The sequence below is a fragment of the Lysobacter koreensis genome (assembly GCF_042677045.1).
GTDB classification, from domain to species: Bacteria; Pseudomonadota; Gammaproteobacteria; order Xanthomonadales; family Xanthomonadaceae; genus Lysobacter_K; species Lysobacter_K koreensis.
In genome coordinates, this window is sequence record NZ_JBHTIH010000007.1 from 283,466 (window position 1) to 299,757 (window position 16,292).

The 16,292-nt window shown below is 70.8% G+C and carries 13 protein-coding genes; 8 read left to right on the forward strand and 5 right to left on the reverse strand.

What is annotated here, in order from left to right; genetic code table 11:
• Positions 1–40 precede the first annotated feature (40 nt).
• The 3 genes from fghA to ppc form a co-directional block, all read right to left on the reverse strand.
• On the reverse strand, positions 41–871 hold the full coding sequence (gene fghA, locus ACFQZQ_RS13435; RefSeq protein WP_386813414.1) for an S-formylglutathione hydrolase: 831 nt from the start codon (positions 869–871) through the stop codon (positions 41–43).
• 12 nt (positions 872–883) lie between these two features.
• Positions 884–1,993 (reverse strand): S-(hydroxymethyl)glutathione dehydrogenase/class III alcohol dehydrogenase, encoded by a 1,110-nt coding sequence (locus ACFQZQ_RS13440; protein WP_386813416.1) that lies wholly within the window; start codon positions 1,991–1,993, stop codon positions 884–886.
• Positions 1,994–2,225: 232 nt separating this feature from the next.
• Positions 2,226–5,027: a phosphoenolpyruvate carboxylase gene (gene ppc, locus ACFQZQ_RS13445; RefSeq protein WP_386813418.1), complete on the reverse strand. Its 2,802-nt coding sequence runs from the start codon at positions 5,025–5,027 to the stop codon at positions 2,226–2,228.
• Positions 5,028–5,172: 145 nt separating this feature from the next.
• Here ppc and ACFQZQ_RS13450 point away from each other — a divergent pair, with 145 nt between their 5' ends.
• A complete protein-coding gene (locus ACFQZQ_RS13450) occupies positions 5,173–6,870 on the forward strand; it encodes a hypothetical protein (RefSeq protein ID WP_386813420.1) in 1,698 nt (565 codons plus the stop codon).
• 100 nt (positions 6,871–6,970) lie between these two features.
• On the opposite strand, the gene ACFQZQ_RS13455 is transcribed toward ACFQZQ_RS13450, so the two are convergent.
• Positions 6,971–8,365 (reverse strand): glutamate--cysteine ligase, encoded by a 1,395-nt coding sequence (locus tag ACFQZQ_RS13455; protein WP_386813421.1) that lies wholly within the window; start codon positions 8,363–8,365, stop codon positions 6,971–6,973.
• Between the two features lie 93 nt (positions 8,366–8,458).
• Here ACFQZQ_RS13455 and ACFQZQ_RS13460 point away from each other — a divergent pair, with 93 nt between their 5' ends.
• From ACFQZQ_RS13460 to ACFQZQ_RS13475, 4 genes are all read left to right on the forward strand, one after another.
• The gene (locus ACFQZQ_RS13460; RefSeq protein ID WP_386813423.1) at positions 8,459–10,045 is read left to right on the forward strand and encodes a peptide ABC transporter substrate-binding protein; all 1,587 of its coding nucleotides are present in this window, start codon (positions 8,459–8,461) and stop codon (positions 10,043–10,045) included.
• 29 nt (positions 10,046–10,074) lie between these two features.
• Positions 10,075–10,770: a VIT1/CCC1 transporter family protein gene (locus ACFQZQ_RS13465; protein ID WP_386813425.1), complete on the forward strand. Its 696-nt coding sequence runs from the start codon at positions 10,075–10,077 to the stop codon at positions 10,768–10,770.
• A 1-nt stretch (position 10,771) separates the two neighbouring features.
• The gene (locus ACFQZQ_RS13470) at positions 10,772–11,710 is read left to right on the forward strand and encodes an ABC transporter permease subunit (RefSeq protein ID WP_386813427.1); all 939 of its coding nucleotides are present in this window, start codon (positions 10,772–10,774) and stop codon (positions 11,708–11,710) included.
• A 101-nt stretch (positions 11,711–11,811) separates the two neighbouring features.
• Positions 11,812–12,639 carry a putative signal transducing protein gene (locus tag ACFQZQ_RS13475; protein ID WP_386813429.1) on the forward strand — a complete coding sequence of 276 codons (828 nt, stop codon included), beginning with the start codon at positions 11,812–11,814 and terminating at the stop codon, positions 12,637–12,639.
• An 88-nt stretch (positions 12,640–12,727) separates the two neighbouring features.
• Here the strand turns inward: ACFQZQ_RS13475 and yihA are convergent, their stop codons facing one another.
• Positions 12,728–13,336 (reverse strand): ribosome biogenesis GTP-binding protein YihA/YsxC, encoded by a 609-nt coding sequence (gene yihA / locus ACFQZQ_RS13480; protein WP_386813431.1) that lies wholly within the window; start codon positions 13,334–13,336, stop codon positions 12,728–12,730.
• 270 nt (positions 13,337–13,606) lie between these two features.
• On the opposite strand from yihA, the gene ACFQZQ_RS13485 reads away from it, so the two are divergent.
• The 3 genes from ACFQZQ_RS13485 to ACFQZQ_RS13495 all read left to right on the forward strand — a co-directional run bounded on the left by ACFQZQ_RS13485 (position 13,607) and on the right by ACFQZQ_RS13495 (position 16,291).
• Positions 13,607–14,482 (forward strand): c-type cytochrome, encoded by an 876-nt coding sequence (locus tag ACFQZQ_RS13485; RefSeq protein ID WP_386813433.1) that lies wholly within the window; start codon positions 13,607–13,609, stop codon positions 14,480–14,482.
• A 147-nt stretch (positions 14,483–14,629) separates the two neighbouring features.
• Positions 14,630–15,319, forward strand: a complete 690-nt coding sequence (locus ACFQZQ_RS13490; RefSeq protein ID WP_386813434.1) for a thiol:disulfide interchange protein DsbA/DsbL — start codon at positions 14,630–14,632, stop codon at positions 15,317–15,319.
• A gap of 171 nt (positions 15,320–15,490) precedes the next feature.
• Positions 15,491–16,291: a thiol:disulfide interchange protein DsbA/DsbL gene (locus ACFQZQ_RS13495; protein ID WP_386813436.1), complete on the forward strand. Its 801-nt coding sequence runs from the start codon at positions 15,491–15,493 to the stop codon at positions 16,289–16,291.
• Position 16,292 lies beyond the last annotated feature (1 nt).

The window sequence follows — 16,292 nt, forward strand, 5'->3', positions numbered from 1 at the left end:
GGGCCTGCCCGGATCAGCAGCAGTGCGGAGGCGGCTGGAGTCAGCCTTTCAAGGCACGCGCGTGGTGGGCCAGGTGCTCGCCGATGAAGCTGGCGATGAAGTAGTAGCTGTGGTCGTAACCCGGCTGCAGGCGCAGCCGCAGCGGATGCCCGGCGGCGGTGCAGGCGGCCTGCAGGCGCTCGGGTTGCAGCTGGCTGGCGAGGAACTCATCGTCCTCGCCCTGGTCGACCAGCAGCGGCAGTTTTTCCGCTGCGCTGGACACCAGCTCGCTCGCGTCCCAGGCCTGCCACGCCGCGCGATCGGCGCCGAGGTAGGCGGAAAACGCCTTCTCGCCCCACGGCACCTGCGACGGCGCGACGATCGGCGCGAACGCCGACACGCTGCGATAGCGACCGGGGTTGCGCAACGCGACCACCAGCGCGCCGTGGCCGCCCATCGAATGGCCGCTGATCGCGCGCGCGGTGCTGGACGGGAAGTGCGCGTCGACCAGCGCCGGCAGTTCGTCGACCACGTAGTCGTACATGCGGTAATGGGATGACCACGGCGCCTGCGTCGCGTTGACGTAGAAGCCTGCCCCCAGGCCCAGGTCGTAGCCTTCGGCATCGGCGACGCCCTCGCCGCGCGGGCTGGTGTCGGGCGCGACCAGGATCAGGCCGTGATGCGCGGCGTAACGCTGCGCGCCGGCCTTGGCGATGAAGTTCTGCTCGCTGCAGGTCAGGCCGGACAGCCAGTACAGCACCGGGCACGCCTGCTGCTCCGCCTGCGGCGGCAGGTACACGCCGAAGCGCATGTCGCAGCGCAGCGTGGTCGACGGGTGGCTCCAGACTTCTTGGCGGCCGCCGAAGCAGGCGTGGGATTCGAGGCGTTGCATGCCGGCGACGCCTCAGAACCGGATCACGGTGCGGATCGACTTGCCTTCGTGCATGAGAGCGAACGCCTCGTTGATGCGCTCCAGCGGCAGCTCGTGGGTGATGAACGGGTCCAGGTCGATCTCGCCGCGCATCGCCTGCTCGACCATGCCCGGCAGCTGCGTGCGGCCCTTGACGCCGCCGAACGCCGAACCCCGCCAGACGCGCCCGGTCACCAGCTGGAACGGGCGCGTGCTGATCTCCTGGCCGGCGCCGGCGACCCCGATGATGACGCTCTCGCCCCAGCCCTTGTGGCAGCACTCTAGCGCCGCGCGCATGACGTGGACGTTGCCGATGCACTCGAAGCTGAAGTCGACGCCGCCGTCGGTGAGCTCGACCACCACGTCCTGGATGGGCTTGTCGTAGTCGGCCGGGTTGAGGCAATCGGTCGCGCCCATCGAGCGCGCGAGTTCGAACTTGCCCGGGTTGGTGTCGATCGCGACGATTCGCCCGGCCCTGGCCTGCACCGCGCCCTGGATCACCGCCAAACCAATCCCGCCCAGCCCGAACACCGCGACGCTGTCGCCGGCTTGCACCTTGGCGGTGTTGTGCACGGCGCCGATGCCGGTGGTGACGCCGCAGCCGAGCAGGCAGACCTTCTCCAGCTTTGCTGCGGGGTTGATCACCGCCAGCGAGACCTCGGGCACGACCGTGTACTCGCTGAACGTGCTGCAGCCCATGTAGTGGTGGATCGGCTGGCCGTTGTAGCTGAAGCGCGAACTGCCGTCGGGCATCAACCCGCGGCCCTGAGTCGCGCGCACCGCCTGGCACAGGTTGGTCTTGCCCGACAGACAGAATTTGCACTGGCGGCATTCGGCCGTGTACAGCGGGATCACGTGGTCGCCGGGCTTGACGCTGGTGACGCCCGCGCCCACTTCCACCACGATGCCGCCGCCTTCGTGGCCGAGCACCGCCGGGAACAGGCCTTCGGGATCGTCGCCGCTGAGCGTGAACGCATCGGTGTGGCAGACGCCGCTGGCGGTGATGCGCACCAGCACCTCGCCGGCGCGCGGCGGGGCGACATCGATCTCGACCACCTGCAACGGCTGGCCGGCAGCGAAGGCGACGGCGGCGCGGGATTTCATGGCGGGGCTCCGGGGGAACGAAGTGGGCATGATAGCGAGCGGGTTCGGGGCGGCGCGCGCGCATTTCGTAGGAGCTGCTCCAGCCGCGAGCGGATCGACGCACCACCCACATCACGACACCATCGCGGTCGCCGTCCATGGCGCAACACCATCGCCTTCGGATCGCCCGGCCCAGCCATCCATGGCTGGGCGTTCGTGCCTGCGGCGAGCGATGCTCGCCAAGCGCAGGCTCTCACCCAGTGTTCTGCACGCCGGCGGCGATGCCGTTCACCGTCGCCACCAGCGCCTGCAACAGCGCATCGTCGGCGCAGCCGCCGGCGCGCCAGCGCGCGAGCAGGTCGACCTGGAGCAGGCTGATCGGGTCGACGTAAGGATTGCGAAGGCGGATCGACTGGCGCAGGCGGTGGTCGCCGGCCAGCAGTTCATCAATGCCCTTGATCGCCAGCACCGCCGCGCGCGTGCGCGCGAACTCGGCGGCAAGCCCCGAGTAGAACTGCGCATGCAGGTCGCCGTGTGCCAGCCCGGCGGCCAACTGCGAGTAGCACGCGAAGATAGCGAGGTCGGACTTGGCCAGCACCATCTCGACGTCGTCGACCAAGGTGGTGAAGAACGGCCAGTCGCGCGCCATCTCGGCGAGCGCGTCGCGGCCGTGCGTGGCTAACGCGCGCTCGAGCGCGGTGCCGACGCCGTACCACGCGGTCAGGCCGGCGCGGTTCTGCGACCACGCGAACACCCACGGAATCGCGCGCAGGGAATCGATACCACCGCTGCCGGCGCGCTTGCTCGGGCGCGAGCCGATCCGCAGCCGCTCGATCACATCGATCGGGGTGGCCGCGCGGAAGTACGCGGGGAAGTCGGCATCGTCGTGCACCAGCGCGCGGTAGTGGGCGCGCGCATCACGCGCCAGCTCGGCCGCGATCGTGCGCCACGCGGTCTCGCGCGGTTCCGGTGGCCGCGGTCGCAGGGTCGCGCGCAGCACCGCGCCGGTGGTCTGCTCCAGCGTGCGCAGCGCCAGCGCGCGGATGCCGTACTTGCGGTGGATCACTTCGCCCTGCTCGGTCAGGCGCAGAAAACCGTCGACCGAACCGCGCGGCGCGGCGATCACCGCGCGCTCGGTCTTGCCGCCACCGCGGCTGATCGAGCCGCCGCGGCCGTGGAAGAACGCGATCTGCACGCCGCTGTCGCGGGCCAGCGCGGTCAACGCGATCTGGGTCTGCTGCAAGGCCCAGCGCGAGGCGACGATGCCGCCGTCCTTGGCGCTGTCGGAGTAGCCGAGCATCACCACCTGGCGGTCGCCGCGCGCGGTCAGGTGGGCGCGGTAGAGCGGGTCGGCGAACAGCGCGCGCAGGGTGTCGGCGGCGGCGTCGAGGTCGGCGACGGTCTCGAACAGCGGCGCGACGTCCAGCGGCACCCCGCCGTCGCCGTCGACGCAACCGGCCAGCCGCGCCAGCGCCAGCACCGCCAGCGCATCGGCGGCGCTGCGACTCATGCTGACGATGTACGGCCCGAACGCGCGCGCGCCGTAACGCGGGCGCAGGCGCGCGACGGTGCGGAACACGTCCAGCGTCGACCGCGCGGCAGCGGCATCGGGCGCGACCTCCGTATCGTTGCCGGCGAGCAGCGCATGCAGGCGGGCGACGCGCGCGGCCACGCTGCGACCGCTCCACTCCGGATCGGCCAGCAAGGCCGCAAGCGCGGCGTCGTGCGCGGCCGAATCCTGGCGCAGGTCGAGGCTGGCCAGGTGGAAGCCGAAGCACTGCGCGCGCCGCCGCAGGCGCCGTACCGCGAAGCCGCCGGCGTGTTCGCCGCCGTGCGCGTGCAGGCTGTCCTCGATCAACGCGATGTCGGCGAGGAACTCGGCCGCGTCGGGGTAGGCCTGCGGCTCGTCGTGCGCGCTCGCCCACAGCCGCTCGACCATCAGCGTGAGCAGGTTGCGGTACGGCATGTCGGCGTGGCGCGGGCGCAGCTTGGGCGCGGCCTGCGGCAACAGCGCGCGGTAGTCGTCGATGCGCGCCAGCAGCGCGTCGGACACCCGCACCCGGGTCAGCGACTGGCTCAGCAGTTCGCCCAGCGCGGCGAGGTCGCGCCGGTACGCGGCCAGCACCAGCGCGCGCTGCCCGGCCAGGGTCGCGGCGACGGTGTCGGCGCCGACATTGGGGTTGCCATCCATGTCGCCGCCGACCCAGGTGCCGAAGCCGAGCACCGGCGGCAGCGCGGGCATGTCGCTGGGGTCGCTGGGGTCGCTGGGGTCGCTGGGGTCGCTGGGGCCGCCGGCACCGCCGAACGCGTCGCGCAACGCGTCCTCGAACATCTCGTGGAACACCGGCAGCACCCGGTACAGCACGTCGGACAGGTAGAAGCCGACGTGCTCGAACTCGTCGGCGACGCTGGGTTTTTCGGCGGGCGCCTGCGCGGTCTGCCAGCTCGCGGTCAGCGCCAGGCGCACGCGCTCGCGGTCGGCGCGGCGCTCGGCCGGCGTGCGCCCGCGGTCGATATCGGCGACCAGGCAGCCGACGATCTGCCGCTCCTTCTCCAGCAGCGCGCGCCGCACCGCCTCGGTCGGGTGCGCGGTGAACACCGGCTCGATGCGCAGCCGCGGCAGCAGCGCGGCCAGCTCGTCGATGCCGACGCCCTCGCGCGCCAAGCCGGCGAGCACCTCGCGCAGGCTGCCCGGCTGCGCGCCGGCGCCGCTGCGCTCGTGGTCGCGGCGGCGGCGGATGCGGTGCACGCGCTCGGCCAGGTTGACCGCCTGGAAATAGGTCGCGAACGCGCGCACCAGGTCGTTCGCCTGCTCCAACTCGATGCCGGCCAGCGCGCGTGCGAGTTCGCCCACCGGCGCGCCGGTCTCGCGGCGCACGACCGCGGTCCGGCGCAGGCGTTCGACCTGGGCCAGGAACGCCGGCCCGCACTGCTCGGCGAGGATCTCGCCGACCAGCATGCCGAGCGTCTTCACGTCGTCGCGCAACAGCGCGTCGGTGGGGGCGAACTCGACGACGCGCAACGGTTCCTCGGACGGTTCGGTGCGAGCGTTCATGAGCCACGAGCCTACCGCGCCGCGGTGGGCCGCAGTAGTCGCGGCGCGGTCGCGTGACGTCCTTGGTGGCGCCCTTGGCGATGTCCGCGCCGCGCCGGGCGCCGCGTTTTTCCTTCTGGTGCCGCTTGCCTGCCCGGTGATTGCCATGCCGCTGCCCCGACCGCTGTTCTCCCGCGCGCCGCTCCTGCCCGCCGTGCTGCTGCTCGCGCTGGCCGCATGCGAAGGCCGTGCCACCCGCGACGAGCGGGCGACGATCGCGCCACCGCTGTTCGACACCTTCGGCGCCCTGCACCGCGACATCGACACCCGCGTGCCGCAGGCGCAGCGCTACTTCGACCAGGGCCTGCGCCTGGCGTATGGCTTCAACCACGACGCGGCGCGACGCGCGTTCTCGGAAGGCGAGCGGCTCGACCCCAGCTGCGCGATGTGCGCGTGGGGCCAGGCGCTGGTGCTCGGCCCCAACATCAACATGCCGATGGACCCGGAGCAGGCGGCCGACGCGACCGCGCTGATGACCCGCGCCAAGCTGCAGGCGGCGCGCGTGCGCGCGGTCGACCGCGCGCTGATCGAGGCGCTGGGCAAGCGCTACACCACGCCCGCGCCGGAAGACCGCCGGCCGCAGGACCTGGCTTACGCGCAGGCGATGGCGCAGGTCGCGGAGCAATTTCCCGACGACGACGACGTCGCCGTGCTGTACGCCGAAGCGCTGATGGACCTGTCGCCGTGGGCGTACTGGACCGCCGACGGCGAGCCGACCGAGTACACCGAACGCATCGTCGCCACGCTGGAACGCGTGCTGCAGCGCAATCCCAACCACATCGGCGCGGCCCACTATTACATCCATGCGGTCGAGGCCTCGAAGACCCCGCAGCGCGCGGAAGTCCACGCGGACAGACTCGCTGCCCTCGCGCCCGGCTCCGGCCACCTGGTGCACATGCCGGCGCATGTCTACATCCGCACCGGCCGCTACCACGACGCCACCCTCAGCAACCTGGCCGCCAGCAGCGCCGACGCCGCGTTCCTGGCCGTATGCCGCGGCAGTAACGGCGTCTACCCGCTGGGCTACGTGCCACACAACTGGCACTTCGCGGCGATGTCGGCGGCGCTGCACGGCTCGCGCACATTGGCGATCGAGGCGGCGCAGCAGACCGCCAGGCGCGCCGATCCGGCGCAGCTGGACGCGCTGCCGTTCATGCAGCAGTACCTGGTCGCGCCGCTGTTCGCGCAGGTCCGCTTCGGGCAATGGGACTCGGTGCTGGCGGCGGACGAACCGCCCGCCGCGTTGCCTTATCCGCGCGGCATCTGGCATTTCGCGCGCGGCATGGCGCAGGTGCGCCACGGCCAGGGCAAAGGCAAGGCGGGCGCGGCGGCGTTGCGCGCGGCCCAGCAGGAACTGCATGCGCTGGAAGCGATCGCAAAGGAACCGGCGTTGCACGAGGTGCTGCTGAGCGCCGCCGCCCACGCCGACGACGTGCTCGAGGTGGCGGTAGCGATGCTGCGCGGCGAACTGGCGCTCGCGCGCGGCCAGCGCCAGCCCGGGCTGGCCGCGCTGCGCGCCGCGGTCGCCGCCGAGGACCGCCTGCCCTACAACGAGCCGCCCGACTGGCCGCTGCCGGTGCGGCCGTACCTGGGCGCGGCCTTGCTCGATGCCAAGCGCCCGAAGGAAGCGGCGGCGGTGTACGCGCAGGACCTGGCCAAGTACCCCGACAACGGCTGGTCGCTGCACGGCCTGGCGCGCGCGCAAGCCCGGCTCAAGCAGGCCGACGCGGCCGCCGAGAGCGAGCGGCGTTTCGACCAGGCGTGGCAGTGGGCGGATGTGGAGCTGACAGCGTCGCGGTTCTGAACGGACAAGACCCGTAGGCTGGGTTGGCTCCAGCAACCCGGCACCTCGTCGTACACGTCTCTGGGTTGATGAAGCCAACCCAGCCTACCGGCGGGTGCACCTAGTACGCGTACTCCGTGAACACCGGATCGATGTTGCCGCCCCAGGCGCCATGGAACAGCTCGAGTTTGCGTTCGGCCGGGGTGATGCCGGCCTCGACGAACTCCAGCAGCGGCGCCAGGTAGATCGATTCGTCGGCGCCGTTCTGGTTGAGCTTGGCGCGACGCGCCAGGCCGTGCGCAGAGATCTCCAGCGCGCGCCGCGACAGGTCGAGCACGGTGCCATTGCGGAACGGTAGCTTGAACGCCTGGCGCGGCACGCCATCGCGCAGCGCGTGGCGTTCGGCCAGCGAGAAATCCTTGACCAGGTCCCAGGCCGCATCCAGCGCGGTCTGGTCGTACAGCAGCCCGACCCAGAACGCCGACAACGCGCAGATGCGGTTCCACGGACCGGAGTCGGCGCCGCGCATCTCCAGGTACTTCTTCAGCCGCACCTCGGGGAACGCGGTGGTCATGTGGTCGGCCCAGTCCTTCATCGTCGGCCGCTGCTGCGGGTACGCCGGCAGCCGGCCTTCCATGTAGTCGCGGAACGACTGGCCGGACGCGTCGATGTACTGGCCGTCGCGGTAGACGAAGTACATCGGCACGTCGAGCAGGTAGTCGGTGTAGCGCTCGTAGCCGAAGCCGTCCTCGAACACGAAATCGAGCAGGCCGGTGCGGTCGGCGTCGGTGTCGGTCCAGATGTGCGAGCGGTAGCTCAGGTAGCCGTTCGGCTGGCCTTGCGTGAACGGCGAGTCGGCGAACAGCGCGGTCGCGATCGGCTGCAGGGCCAGCGACACGCGGAACTTCTGCACCATGTCCGCTTCCGACGCCACGTCGAGGTTGACCTGCACCGTGGACGTGCGGGTCATCATGTCCAGGCCGAGGTCGCCGACCTTGGGCATGTACTCGCGCATGATCTTGTAGCGGCCCTTGGGCATCCACGGCATCTCGTCGCGGCGCCACTTGGGCTGGAAGCCCATGCCGAGGAAACCCAGGCCCATCGGCTCGGCCACCGCGCGCACTTCCTTGAGGTGCTTGGCCGCCTCGCAGCAGGTGTCGTGCAGCGTCGCCAGCGGCGCGCCCGACAGTTCCAGCTGGCCGGCCGGCTCCAGCGATACCGAGGCGTCGTCGCGGGTCAGTGCGATCACCCGGTCCGGTTGTCCGGGCAGGTGTTCTTCCACCGGTGCCCAGCCGAACTGGGTCAGGCCCTTGAGCAGGGCCTCGATGCCGCGCTCGCCGTCGAAGGTCGGCGGCCGCAGGTCGTCGGTGCGGAAACCGAACTTCTCGTGCTCGGTGCCGATCTTCCACTCCGACGCGGGACGCACGCCCGAGGCGAGGAAATCGACCAGCGCATCGCGCCCACCCAACTCCATGAGCGGGATTTCGACATCCTTGACTTGGCTGGGACCGGACACACGCACCTCGCAGTGGATTCAAGCCAGCGATATGCGGCGCGTCGCCTACAATCGCAAGACCCCGGCAGTGTAGACCGCCCCTTGCATCGAACCATGTCCGTTTTGCAACGCTGCGGTCTGGCCTTGTCACTGGCGCTGGCGTGGTCGGTCGCGTCGGCACGGGCATCGGGCGAGCAACTCGAACGCGGCAACGGCCCGGAACCGAGCACCCTCGACGCGCACCGCTGCCAGGAAGTGGCCTGCGGCAACGTGCTGCGCGACCTCTACGAAGGGCTGGTCACCGAGGACGCGCGAGGCCGCCTGGTCCCCGGCATCGCGCAACGCTGGACGGTGTCGGCCGACGGCCGCACCTGGACCTTCGTGCTGCGCGACGGCCTGCGCTGGAGCAATGGCCAGCCGCTGGATGCGCCGCAGATCGTCGCCAGCTTCCGGCGCGCGTTCGCACCGGCCACGGCCGCGCCGTTCGGCGAGTTGTTCGATGCGTTGACCAACGCGCAGGCGGTGCAGGCCGGCACGCTGCCGCCGAGCGCGCTTGGGGTCGCGGCACCCGATGCGCGCAGCGTGGTGTTTACCCTGACCCGCAGTGCCTCGCTGCCGGCGCTGCTGACCTTGCCGATCGCGTTCCCGGTGTACCTGCCGGCGGTGGCGCGGTTCGGCGCGCAGCACACGCGTCCCGGGCAGCTGGTCTCGAATGGTCCGTACCGGCTCGCGGCGTGGACGCCGCAGGCGAACCTGGTGGTAGAGAAGAACCCGCGCTTCCACGATGCGGCGCGCGTGGCGATCGAGCGCGTGCGCTTCCAGGTCACCGAGGACGCCGCCGCCGAACTGCAACGCTTCGCGGCCGGCGACCTGCACCTGACCGAAGTCGTGCCGCCGCAGCCGCTGGCGTCGCTGCGCGCGCGCTTCGGTGCGCAGCTGCGGATCAGCCCGTACATCGGCGCGTTCTGGCTTGGCATGAACCTGACCCGGGCGCCGTTGCAGGAGCAGCCGCAACTGCGCGAGGCACTGTCGCTGGCGGTCGACCGCGACATCCTCACCCGCCATGTCACCGGCCTGGGCGAGACCCCGGCCTACGGCATCGTGCCGCCGGGCATCGCCGGCTACACGCCGGCATCGGCGACCTGGTCGACGCTGACCCAGGCGCAACGCGAATCGCGCGCGCGCGCGCTGTACCGCGCCGCGGGCTACTCCAATGACAAACCTTTGGTGATCGAGCTGCGCTACAACACCTCGACCCCGCACCGGCGGCTCGCGCTCGCGGTCGCGGCGATGTGGCGGCAGGTGCTCGGCGTGCAGGTGCGGCTGCGCAACGAGGAGTGGAAGGTGTTCGTCGGCAACCGCAAGCAGCGCGTGATCACCCAGGTGTTCCGCGGCGGCTGGATCGCCGACGTGCCGGACGCGGGCAACTTCCTCGCCGCGTTCGGCAGCGACGGCCCGCTCAACTGGACCGGGTATGACGACGCCGGTTTCCGCGCCCGCCTGGCCAAGGCCGACGCGGCGAAGTCCGAGGCCGCGCGCAATGCCTGGCTGCACGCCGCCGAAGTCCGGCTGCTCAACGCCAATGCGGTGGTGCCGCTGTATTTCTACACCTCCAAGCACTTGGTATCCGAGCAGGTGGTCGGATTCGAAGCCAATGCCCTGGATCGCCATGCCTCGCGCTGGCTGCATTTGCGGCGATGATGGCGGCATCGGTTCGAGGAACAGATCGCATGCGCCGTTGGCACGCCGAACACCACCGCGCCGACCGTGTCGGCTGGCTGCGCGCGGCCGTGCTCGGGGCAAACGACGGCATCGTTTCGATCGCCGGGCTGGTGGTCGGCGTCGCCGCCAGTGGTGCCGGGCCGGGCACCGTGCTCACCAGCGGCATCGCCGGCGTGGTCGCGGGGGCGATGTCGATGGCCGCCGGCGAGTACGTGTCGGTGCAGTCGCAGGCCGACACCGAGCGCGCCGACATCGCCAAGGAAACCCGTGAGCTGGCCGAGGATGCGGACAGCGAGCTGGCCGAACTGACCCACATCTACGTCAAGCGCGGACTCAGCGAGGCGCTCGCACACGACGTGGCGATCCAACTCACCGCGCACGATGCGTTGGGCAGTCACGCGCGCGACGAGCTGGGCATCACCGAGACCCTGCGTGCGCGCCCGTTGCAGGCGGCGCTCGCGTCGGCGGCGGCGTTCGTGGCCGGCGCCGTGCTGCCGATCGGCGCGGTCGTGCTGGCGCCGGCCGCACACGTCGCGCCGGTGGCGATGGGGACGACGCTCGTGTCCTTGCTCGGATCCGGCGCACTGGCGGCGTGGACCGGTGGCGCCCCGGTCACGCGGGGCGCCGTGCGCGTCGCGTTCTGGGGCGCACTGGCGATGGGCGCCGCGGCGCTGGTCGGTAGCCAGTTCCACGTGCAGGGCTGACGTGTCCGCGCACGTTCGCCCTGGATCACGCGCGCTGTCACGCCTGCTGGAAGCCGGCCTGACGCTGTGGCTGCTGGCCACGCTGTGCTTCGTGCTGCTGCGCGCCGCGCCCGGCGGGCCGTTCGATACCGAGAAGGCCGCGCCGCCCGAGGTGCAGGCCGCGCTCGCGACCCAGTACCGACTCGACCGGCCGCTGATCGGCCAGTACGCCGCGTGGCTGGGCGACGTCGCGCGCGGCGACCTCGGCCCGTCGTTCCAGTACCCCGACTACAGCGTCAACCAGCTGATCGGCAACGCACTGCCGGTGTCGGCACTCAATGGCGGGCTGGCGTTGCTGCTCGCGCTCGCGCTGGGCATTCCGCTGGGCGTGTGGGCGGCGCTGCGCGCGGGCCGCTGGACCGACCGCGGGCTGATGTTCGCCGCCGGGCTCGGGCTGGCGATCCCGAAATTCGTCGCCGCACCGGGGCTGGTGCTGCTGTTCGCGGTCACGCTGCAATGGCTGCCGGCCGGCGGCTGGGGCGAGTGGCGCAACGTGGTGCTGCCGGTGGTCGCGCTGGCGCTGCCCAACATCGCCTACTGCGCGCGCCTGACCCGCGCGTCGATGCTGGAAACCCTGTCGGCCGAGTACCTGCGCGCGGCGCGGGCGCGGGGGTTCTCACCGGCGCGGCTGCTGTTCGCGCACGCGCTGAAGCCGGCGCTGCTGCCGGTGGTCGCGTGGCTGGCACCGGCGCTGATCAACGTCGTCAGCGGCTCGGTGGTGGTCGAGCAGGTATTCGGCATCCCCGGCATGGGCCGCTACTTCATCCAGGGCGCGCTCAACCGCGACTACACCCTGGTGCTGGGCGTGGTGCTGGTGGTCGGCGCGCTGATCGTGCTGATCAACACCGCGGTGGATGCGCTGCGCGGCTGGATGGACCCGCGCCTGCAGGACGCGTCGTAAATTAGCCGGCTCCATCCACCCAGCCTCCTCGTCGCTCATGTAGCTGGGTTGGTGGAGCCAACCCAGCCTACGAACCAAGTACTACCTACAAGGATGCAGGCATGACACCGGTGTACGAAGCGGCCAACTCAACCGATGCTTATCTAGTCAAGAACCTGCTCGAACAGGCGGGCGTTCCTAGCTACATTCGCGGTGAGTATCTGCAGGGTGGCTTGGGGGATCTCCCGGCCGGGGGCCTCATCCATGTCTGTGTTGCTGACTCGCAGGCCGAGCACGCCCGTGAAATCGTCCTGGACTGGGAACAAAGCAGTTCCCGTGACGGGGATGATTTCGCCAACGAAGCATCGGAGACCCCGGTGGCACCACCCGCGAGCCCTTCCCGCCGCAGCGCCATCGTCGCCCTACTCATCGGAGCGGTGGCAGGCGCATTTTTGACATGGGCCACATTGCGCGGCCCGCCGACGGAAAACGGGGTCGACTACAACGGCGATGGCATCGTGGACGAACGGGCAATCTTTTCCGGGGATGTACTGAAGCGCGTCGAGTTCGACCGCAATCGGGACGGAAAAGCGGACGCCGTCAGTCATTTCGATCGAAATGGCGCCGTTTCTCAAGGCCAGAACGACGACGATTTCGATGGCCGGATGGAATCAGCTTTCGAGTATTTGCATGGCCAGTGGCTCACCCAGACCAGCGACATCGACGGAGACGGCAGTCCCGACTACCAGTCGGAAGCCATTTCGGGCGTTATCTACAGCGAAGAATGGCTTGATCCGGCCGGGCATGTGCTCAAGCGGGCAAGGTACGACGATGGTCGCATCGTCACCAGCGATCTCGACTCCAACAGGGATGGCCGGCTGGACACGCGGCGTTTCCATGATTCGATCGGCGAGATCGAAAAGACCGAACCACTCAAACTCGCCAAGTGATGCCGCCGCCCGCGTAGCGCTGGGGCCGGCGTAACCGGGTAGCCGCAGCCTCCCGGGCTTCTACCGGCTGCTTTCGCCCTGTCGGCGACTAGAACAACCCCAGCCAGCCGCCGATCTTGTGGCGCGCCTCGTCGACGCCCTGCTTCGACTCGCCGGAGAACACCTGCACGCTGACCGCGTCGCCGTACTCGGCCTGCATTTCCTTGCGCACCGCGAGCATCGCGTTGCCCTGCGCGCCGCGGCCGAGCTTGTCGGCCTTGGTCAGGATCGCGTGCGCGGGCAGGCCGCGGCTGACCGCGTAGCCGAGCATCTGCTTGTCGTAGTCCTTGAGCGGGTGGCGGATGTCCATCACCACGATCAGGCCCTTGAGCGCCTGGCGGGTGCGGAAGTACTCGTCGAGAAACGCCTGCCAGTGTGCCTGCAGGTCCTTGGGCACCTTGGCGAAACCGTAGCCGGGGAGGTCGACCAGGTACTTGTCGGTGGTCGGCGGGATGTCGAAGAACACCAGCTGCTGGGTGCGGCCGGGGGTCTTGGAGACCCGCGCCAGCGCGTTCTGCTGGCAGATCGCGTTGAGCGCGGTCGACTTCCCGGCGTTGGAGCGGCCGGCGAAGGCGACTTCGAAGCCGCCGTCGGGCGGAAGTTGGTTGGTGTTGTGCGCCGCCAGGAGGTACTTGGCGCGGGCGAGGTAATTGGCCATGCGGCTAGGATCGCACGGACGCACGGGCGCTGGCCTTCGTAGGTGGCGGGGCCGCCCGACACGCCTCTATCCGTCGAACCCGCAGATCCAGACGACGCGGCCAATTGAAAAAGCGTGCCGAGCAGGCTCGGCACCTACAAACACCGGCCCGCGTTGACCCTGCCCCACCGCCGCGACGATAATTCCGCGGTTGCGGCGGCCGCCACGCGGCCCGCCCTCTCCTCGCGCCACATCCCACCGCGTCACATCTTGTTGTTCGGAGCCCAGCTAATGAGCCAAGCCCGCGTCCTAGGCATCCTCGGCGTCGCCGTCCTCGCGGTGGCCGCCGTTGCCTACGCCCAGACCACGGTCACCCCGATCCCGGAAAACGCCCCGGTCGAGACCGCGCCGCTGGACGCCAAGCCCGAAGCCACGGTGTGGGGCGACGCCAAGGCCGGCGCGACCAAGGCCGGCACCTGCGCGGCCTGCCACGGCCTGGATGGCAACCCGTCCGACCCGCAATACCCGCGCATTGCCGGCCAGAGCGAGCGCTACGTCGCCCAGCAGCTGGCGCTGTTCAAGAGCGGCGAGCGCAACACCGGCATGGCCGCGGTGATGAAGCCGTTCGCCGACGCCCTCAGCGCGCAGGACATGCGCGACCTGGGCGCCTACTTCGCGACCCAGAAGGGCGGCGCCGGCGTCGCCGACGACAGCGCGATCGCCAGCGGCCCGAACGCCGGCAAGAAGTTCTTCGAGGTCGGCCAGCAGCTGTTCCTGGCCGGCGACGCGGGCCGCGGCATCCCGGCGTGCCTGGCCTGCCACGGCCCCGACGGCGCCGGCAACCCCGGTCCGGCCTACCCGGCCATCGCCGGCCAGCAGGCCGCCTACGCGCAGCGCCGCCTCGAGGAGTACCGCGCCGGCACTACCACCGTGCGCGACCCGCAGCTGTTCAACATCATGGCGACGATCACCAAGCAGCTGACCGACGAGGAAATCCGCTCGCTGGCCAGCTACCTGCAGGGCCTGCACCCGCGCGCCGACGAGGCGCTGGCGGCCAATGCCCCGACTGCCGCGCCGGCACCGGCTCCGGCAGCCACGCCGGCTCCGGCCGCGCCGACGCCCACCCCGGTCGAGCCGGTCCCGGCCACGCCCGCCACCGGTTCCTGATCCGCTGGGCGTGAACTTCGGCCGCGCAGCGCGGTCGCAGTTCGCACTCCTTGGTTGTTTTCCAGCGCCGACCGTGGCATCACGGTCGGCGTTTTTACTTTTCCCGCCGCGCCGCCGCGGCAACCTCCGGACCGAGTGAATCCGCCGATGACGCCACGCTTCTCCCTGCCCGCCCGCGCGCCGATGCTGCTGCTCAGCCTGCTGGCCGTTGTGCTGCTGCCGTTGGCGGCACTCGCCGCCGGCAAGCCGCGGTTGCCGGCCGGCCCGGCCCCGGTGGCGGGCAGCGACTACATCGAGATCGACGGCGGCCAGCCGTATGCGCCGGCCAAGGGCAAGATCGAGGTGGTCGAGGTGTTTGGCTACACTTGCCCCGCCTGCGCGCGGTTCGAGCCGCTGGTGGCCGCGTGGAAGGCCCGCCAGCCGGCCGACGTGAAGTTCGTGCCGCTGGCCGCACCGTTCGGCGGCATGTGGACCCCTTACGCCAAGGCGTTCTACACCGCCGATTCGCTGGGACTGGTCGGCAAAAGCCATGCGGCGATGTTCCGCGCGTTGCACGAGGAAGGCAGCCTGCCCAAGAGCCAGCCCAGCGTCGACGAGATCGCCGGGTTCTACGCCCGCTTCGGCGCCGACCCGGGGCGATTCGCCAACGCGTTCGCCAGTGCCGCGATCGCGGCGCGGTTGCAGCAGGCCGACCAGTTCATCCGCCGCAGCGGGGTCGAGCACACCCCGACCCTGGTGGTCGCCGGCAAGTACCGCGTCACCGGCGCGTCGCCGGCCGACAACCTGCGCATCGCCGAACACCTGGTTGCGCGCGAGCGCGCCGCCAAGCGGCGCTGAGCCCGCGCCGGCGCGGATCGATCCCCCGCCCATGCCCGGATCCGGGTTGCGTACACGCCGTTGCCGCCGGCCCGAGGCTATCCTTGGTGCCGTGCCTGGCGGGCGCGTGAGCGACCCCGTCCGCCCCTGCAGCGTTGGCTGCATCCCTTTCTTCTGCTGGAGATCCGACCGATGACTTCGCGCCTGAGCCTGCTCCTGATCGCCCTGCTTCCCCTGGCTGCCTGCACCGGGCAGGACACCGCGCCGGCTCCTGCGCCGACCGCGCCTGCGGCCAGCGCGCCGGCCCCGGCCGCGGCCCCGGCTGAAGCCACCCCGGCCACCACCCCGGCCGCCGCAGCCCCCAACACCAACCCGATCACCGCGCCGCAAGGCGCCGCCCCGGTCGCCGGCACCGACTACATCGAGATCGCCGGCGGCCAGCCCTACGAGCCCACCAACGGCAAGATCGAGGTGGTCGAGGTGTTCAGCTATACCTGCCCGCACTGCGCGTCGTTCGAACCGCTCGTGGCCGCGTGGAAGGCCAAGCAGCCGGCCGACGTGAAGTTCGTCGCGGTCGCCGGCCCGTTCGGCGCCAACCCGATGCCGTTCGCCAAGGCCTTCTACACCGCGCAGACCATGGGCCTGCTCGACAAGAGCCACGAGGCGATGTTCCGCGCCGTACACCTGGAGCGCAGCCTGCCGATGACCGCCACGGACGCGCAGATCGCGGCGTTTTACGGCCAGTTCGGCGCCAACCCGGCGCAGTTCGCCAGCACCATGGCCAGCTTCGCGATCGATGCCAAGGCCAAGCGCGGCGTGCAGTTCATGCAGCGCGCGGGCGTCGAGAGCAGCCCCAACATCGTCGTCAACGGCAAGTACCGCGTGGTCGGGCGCAGCCTGGAGGACATGCTGCGGATCGCCGACCACCTGGTCGCGCAGGAGCGCACGGCCGCCTCCCCGGCACCCGCGGCCGCCCCCGCCAGCGGCGGTTGAT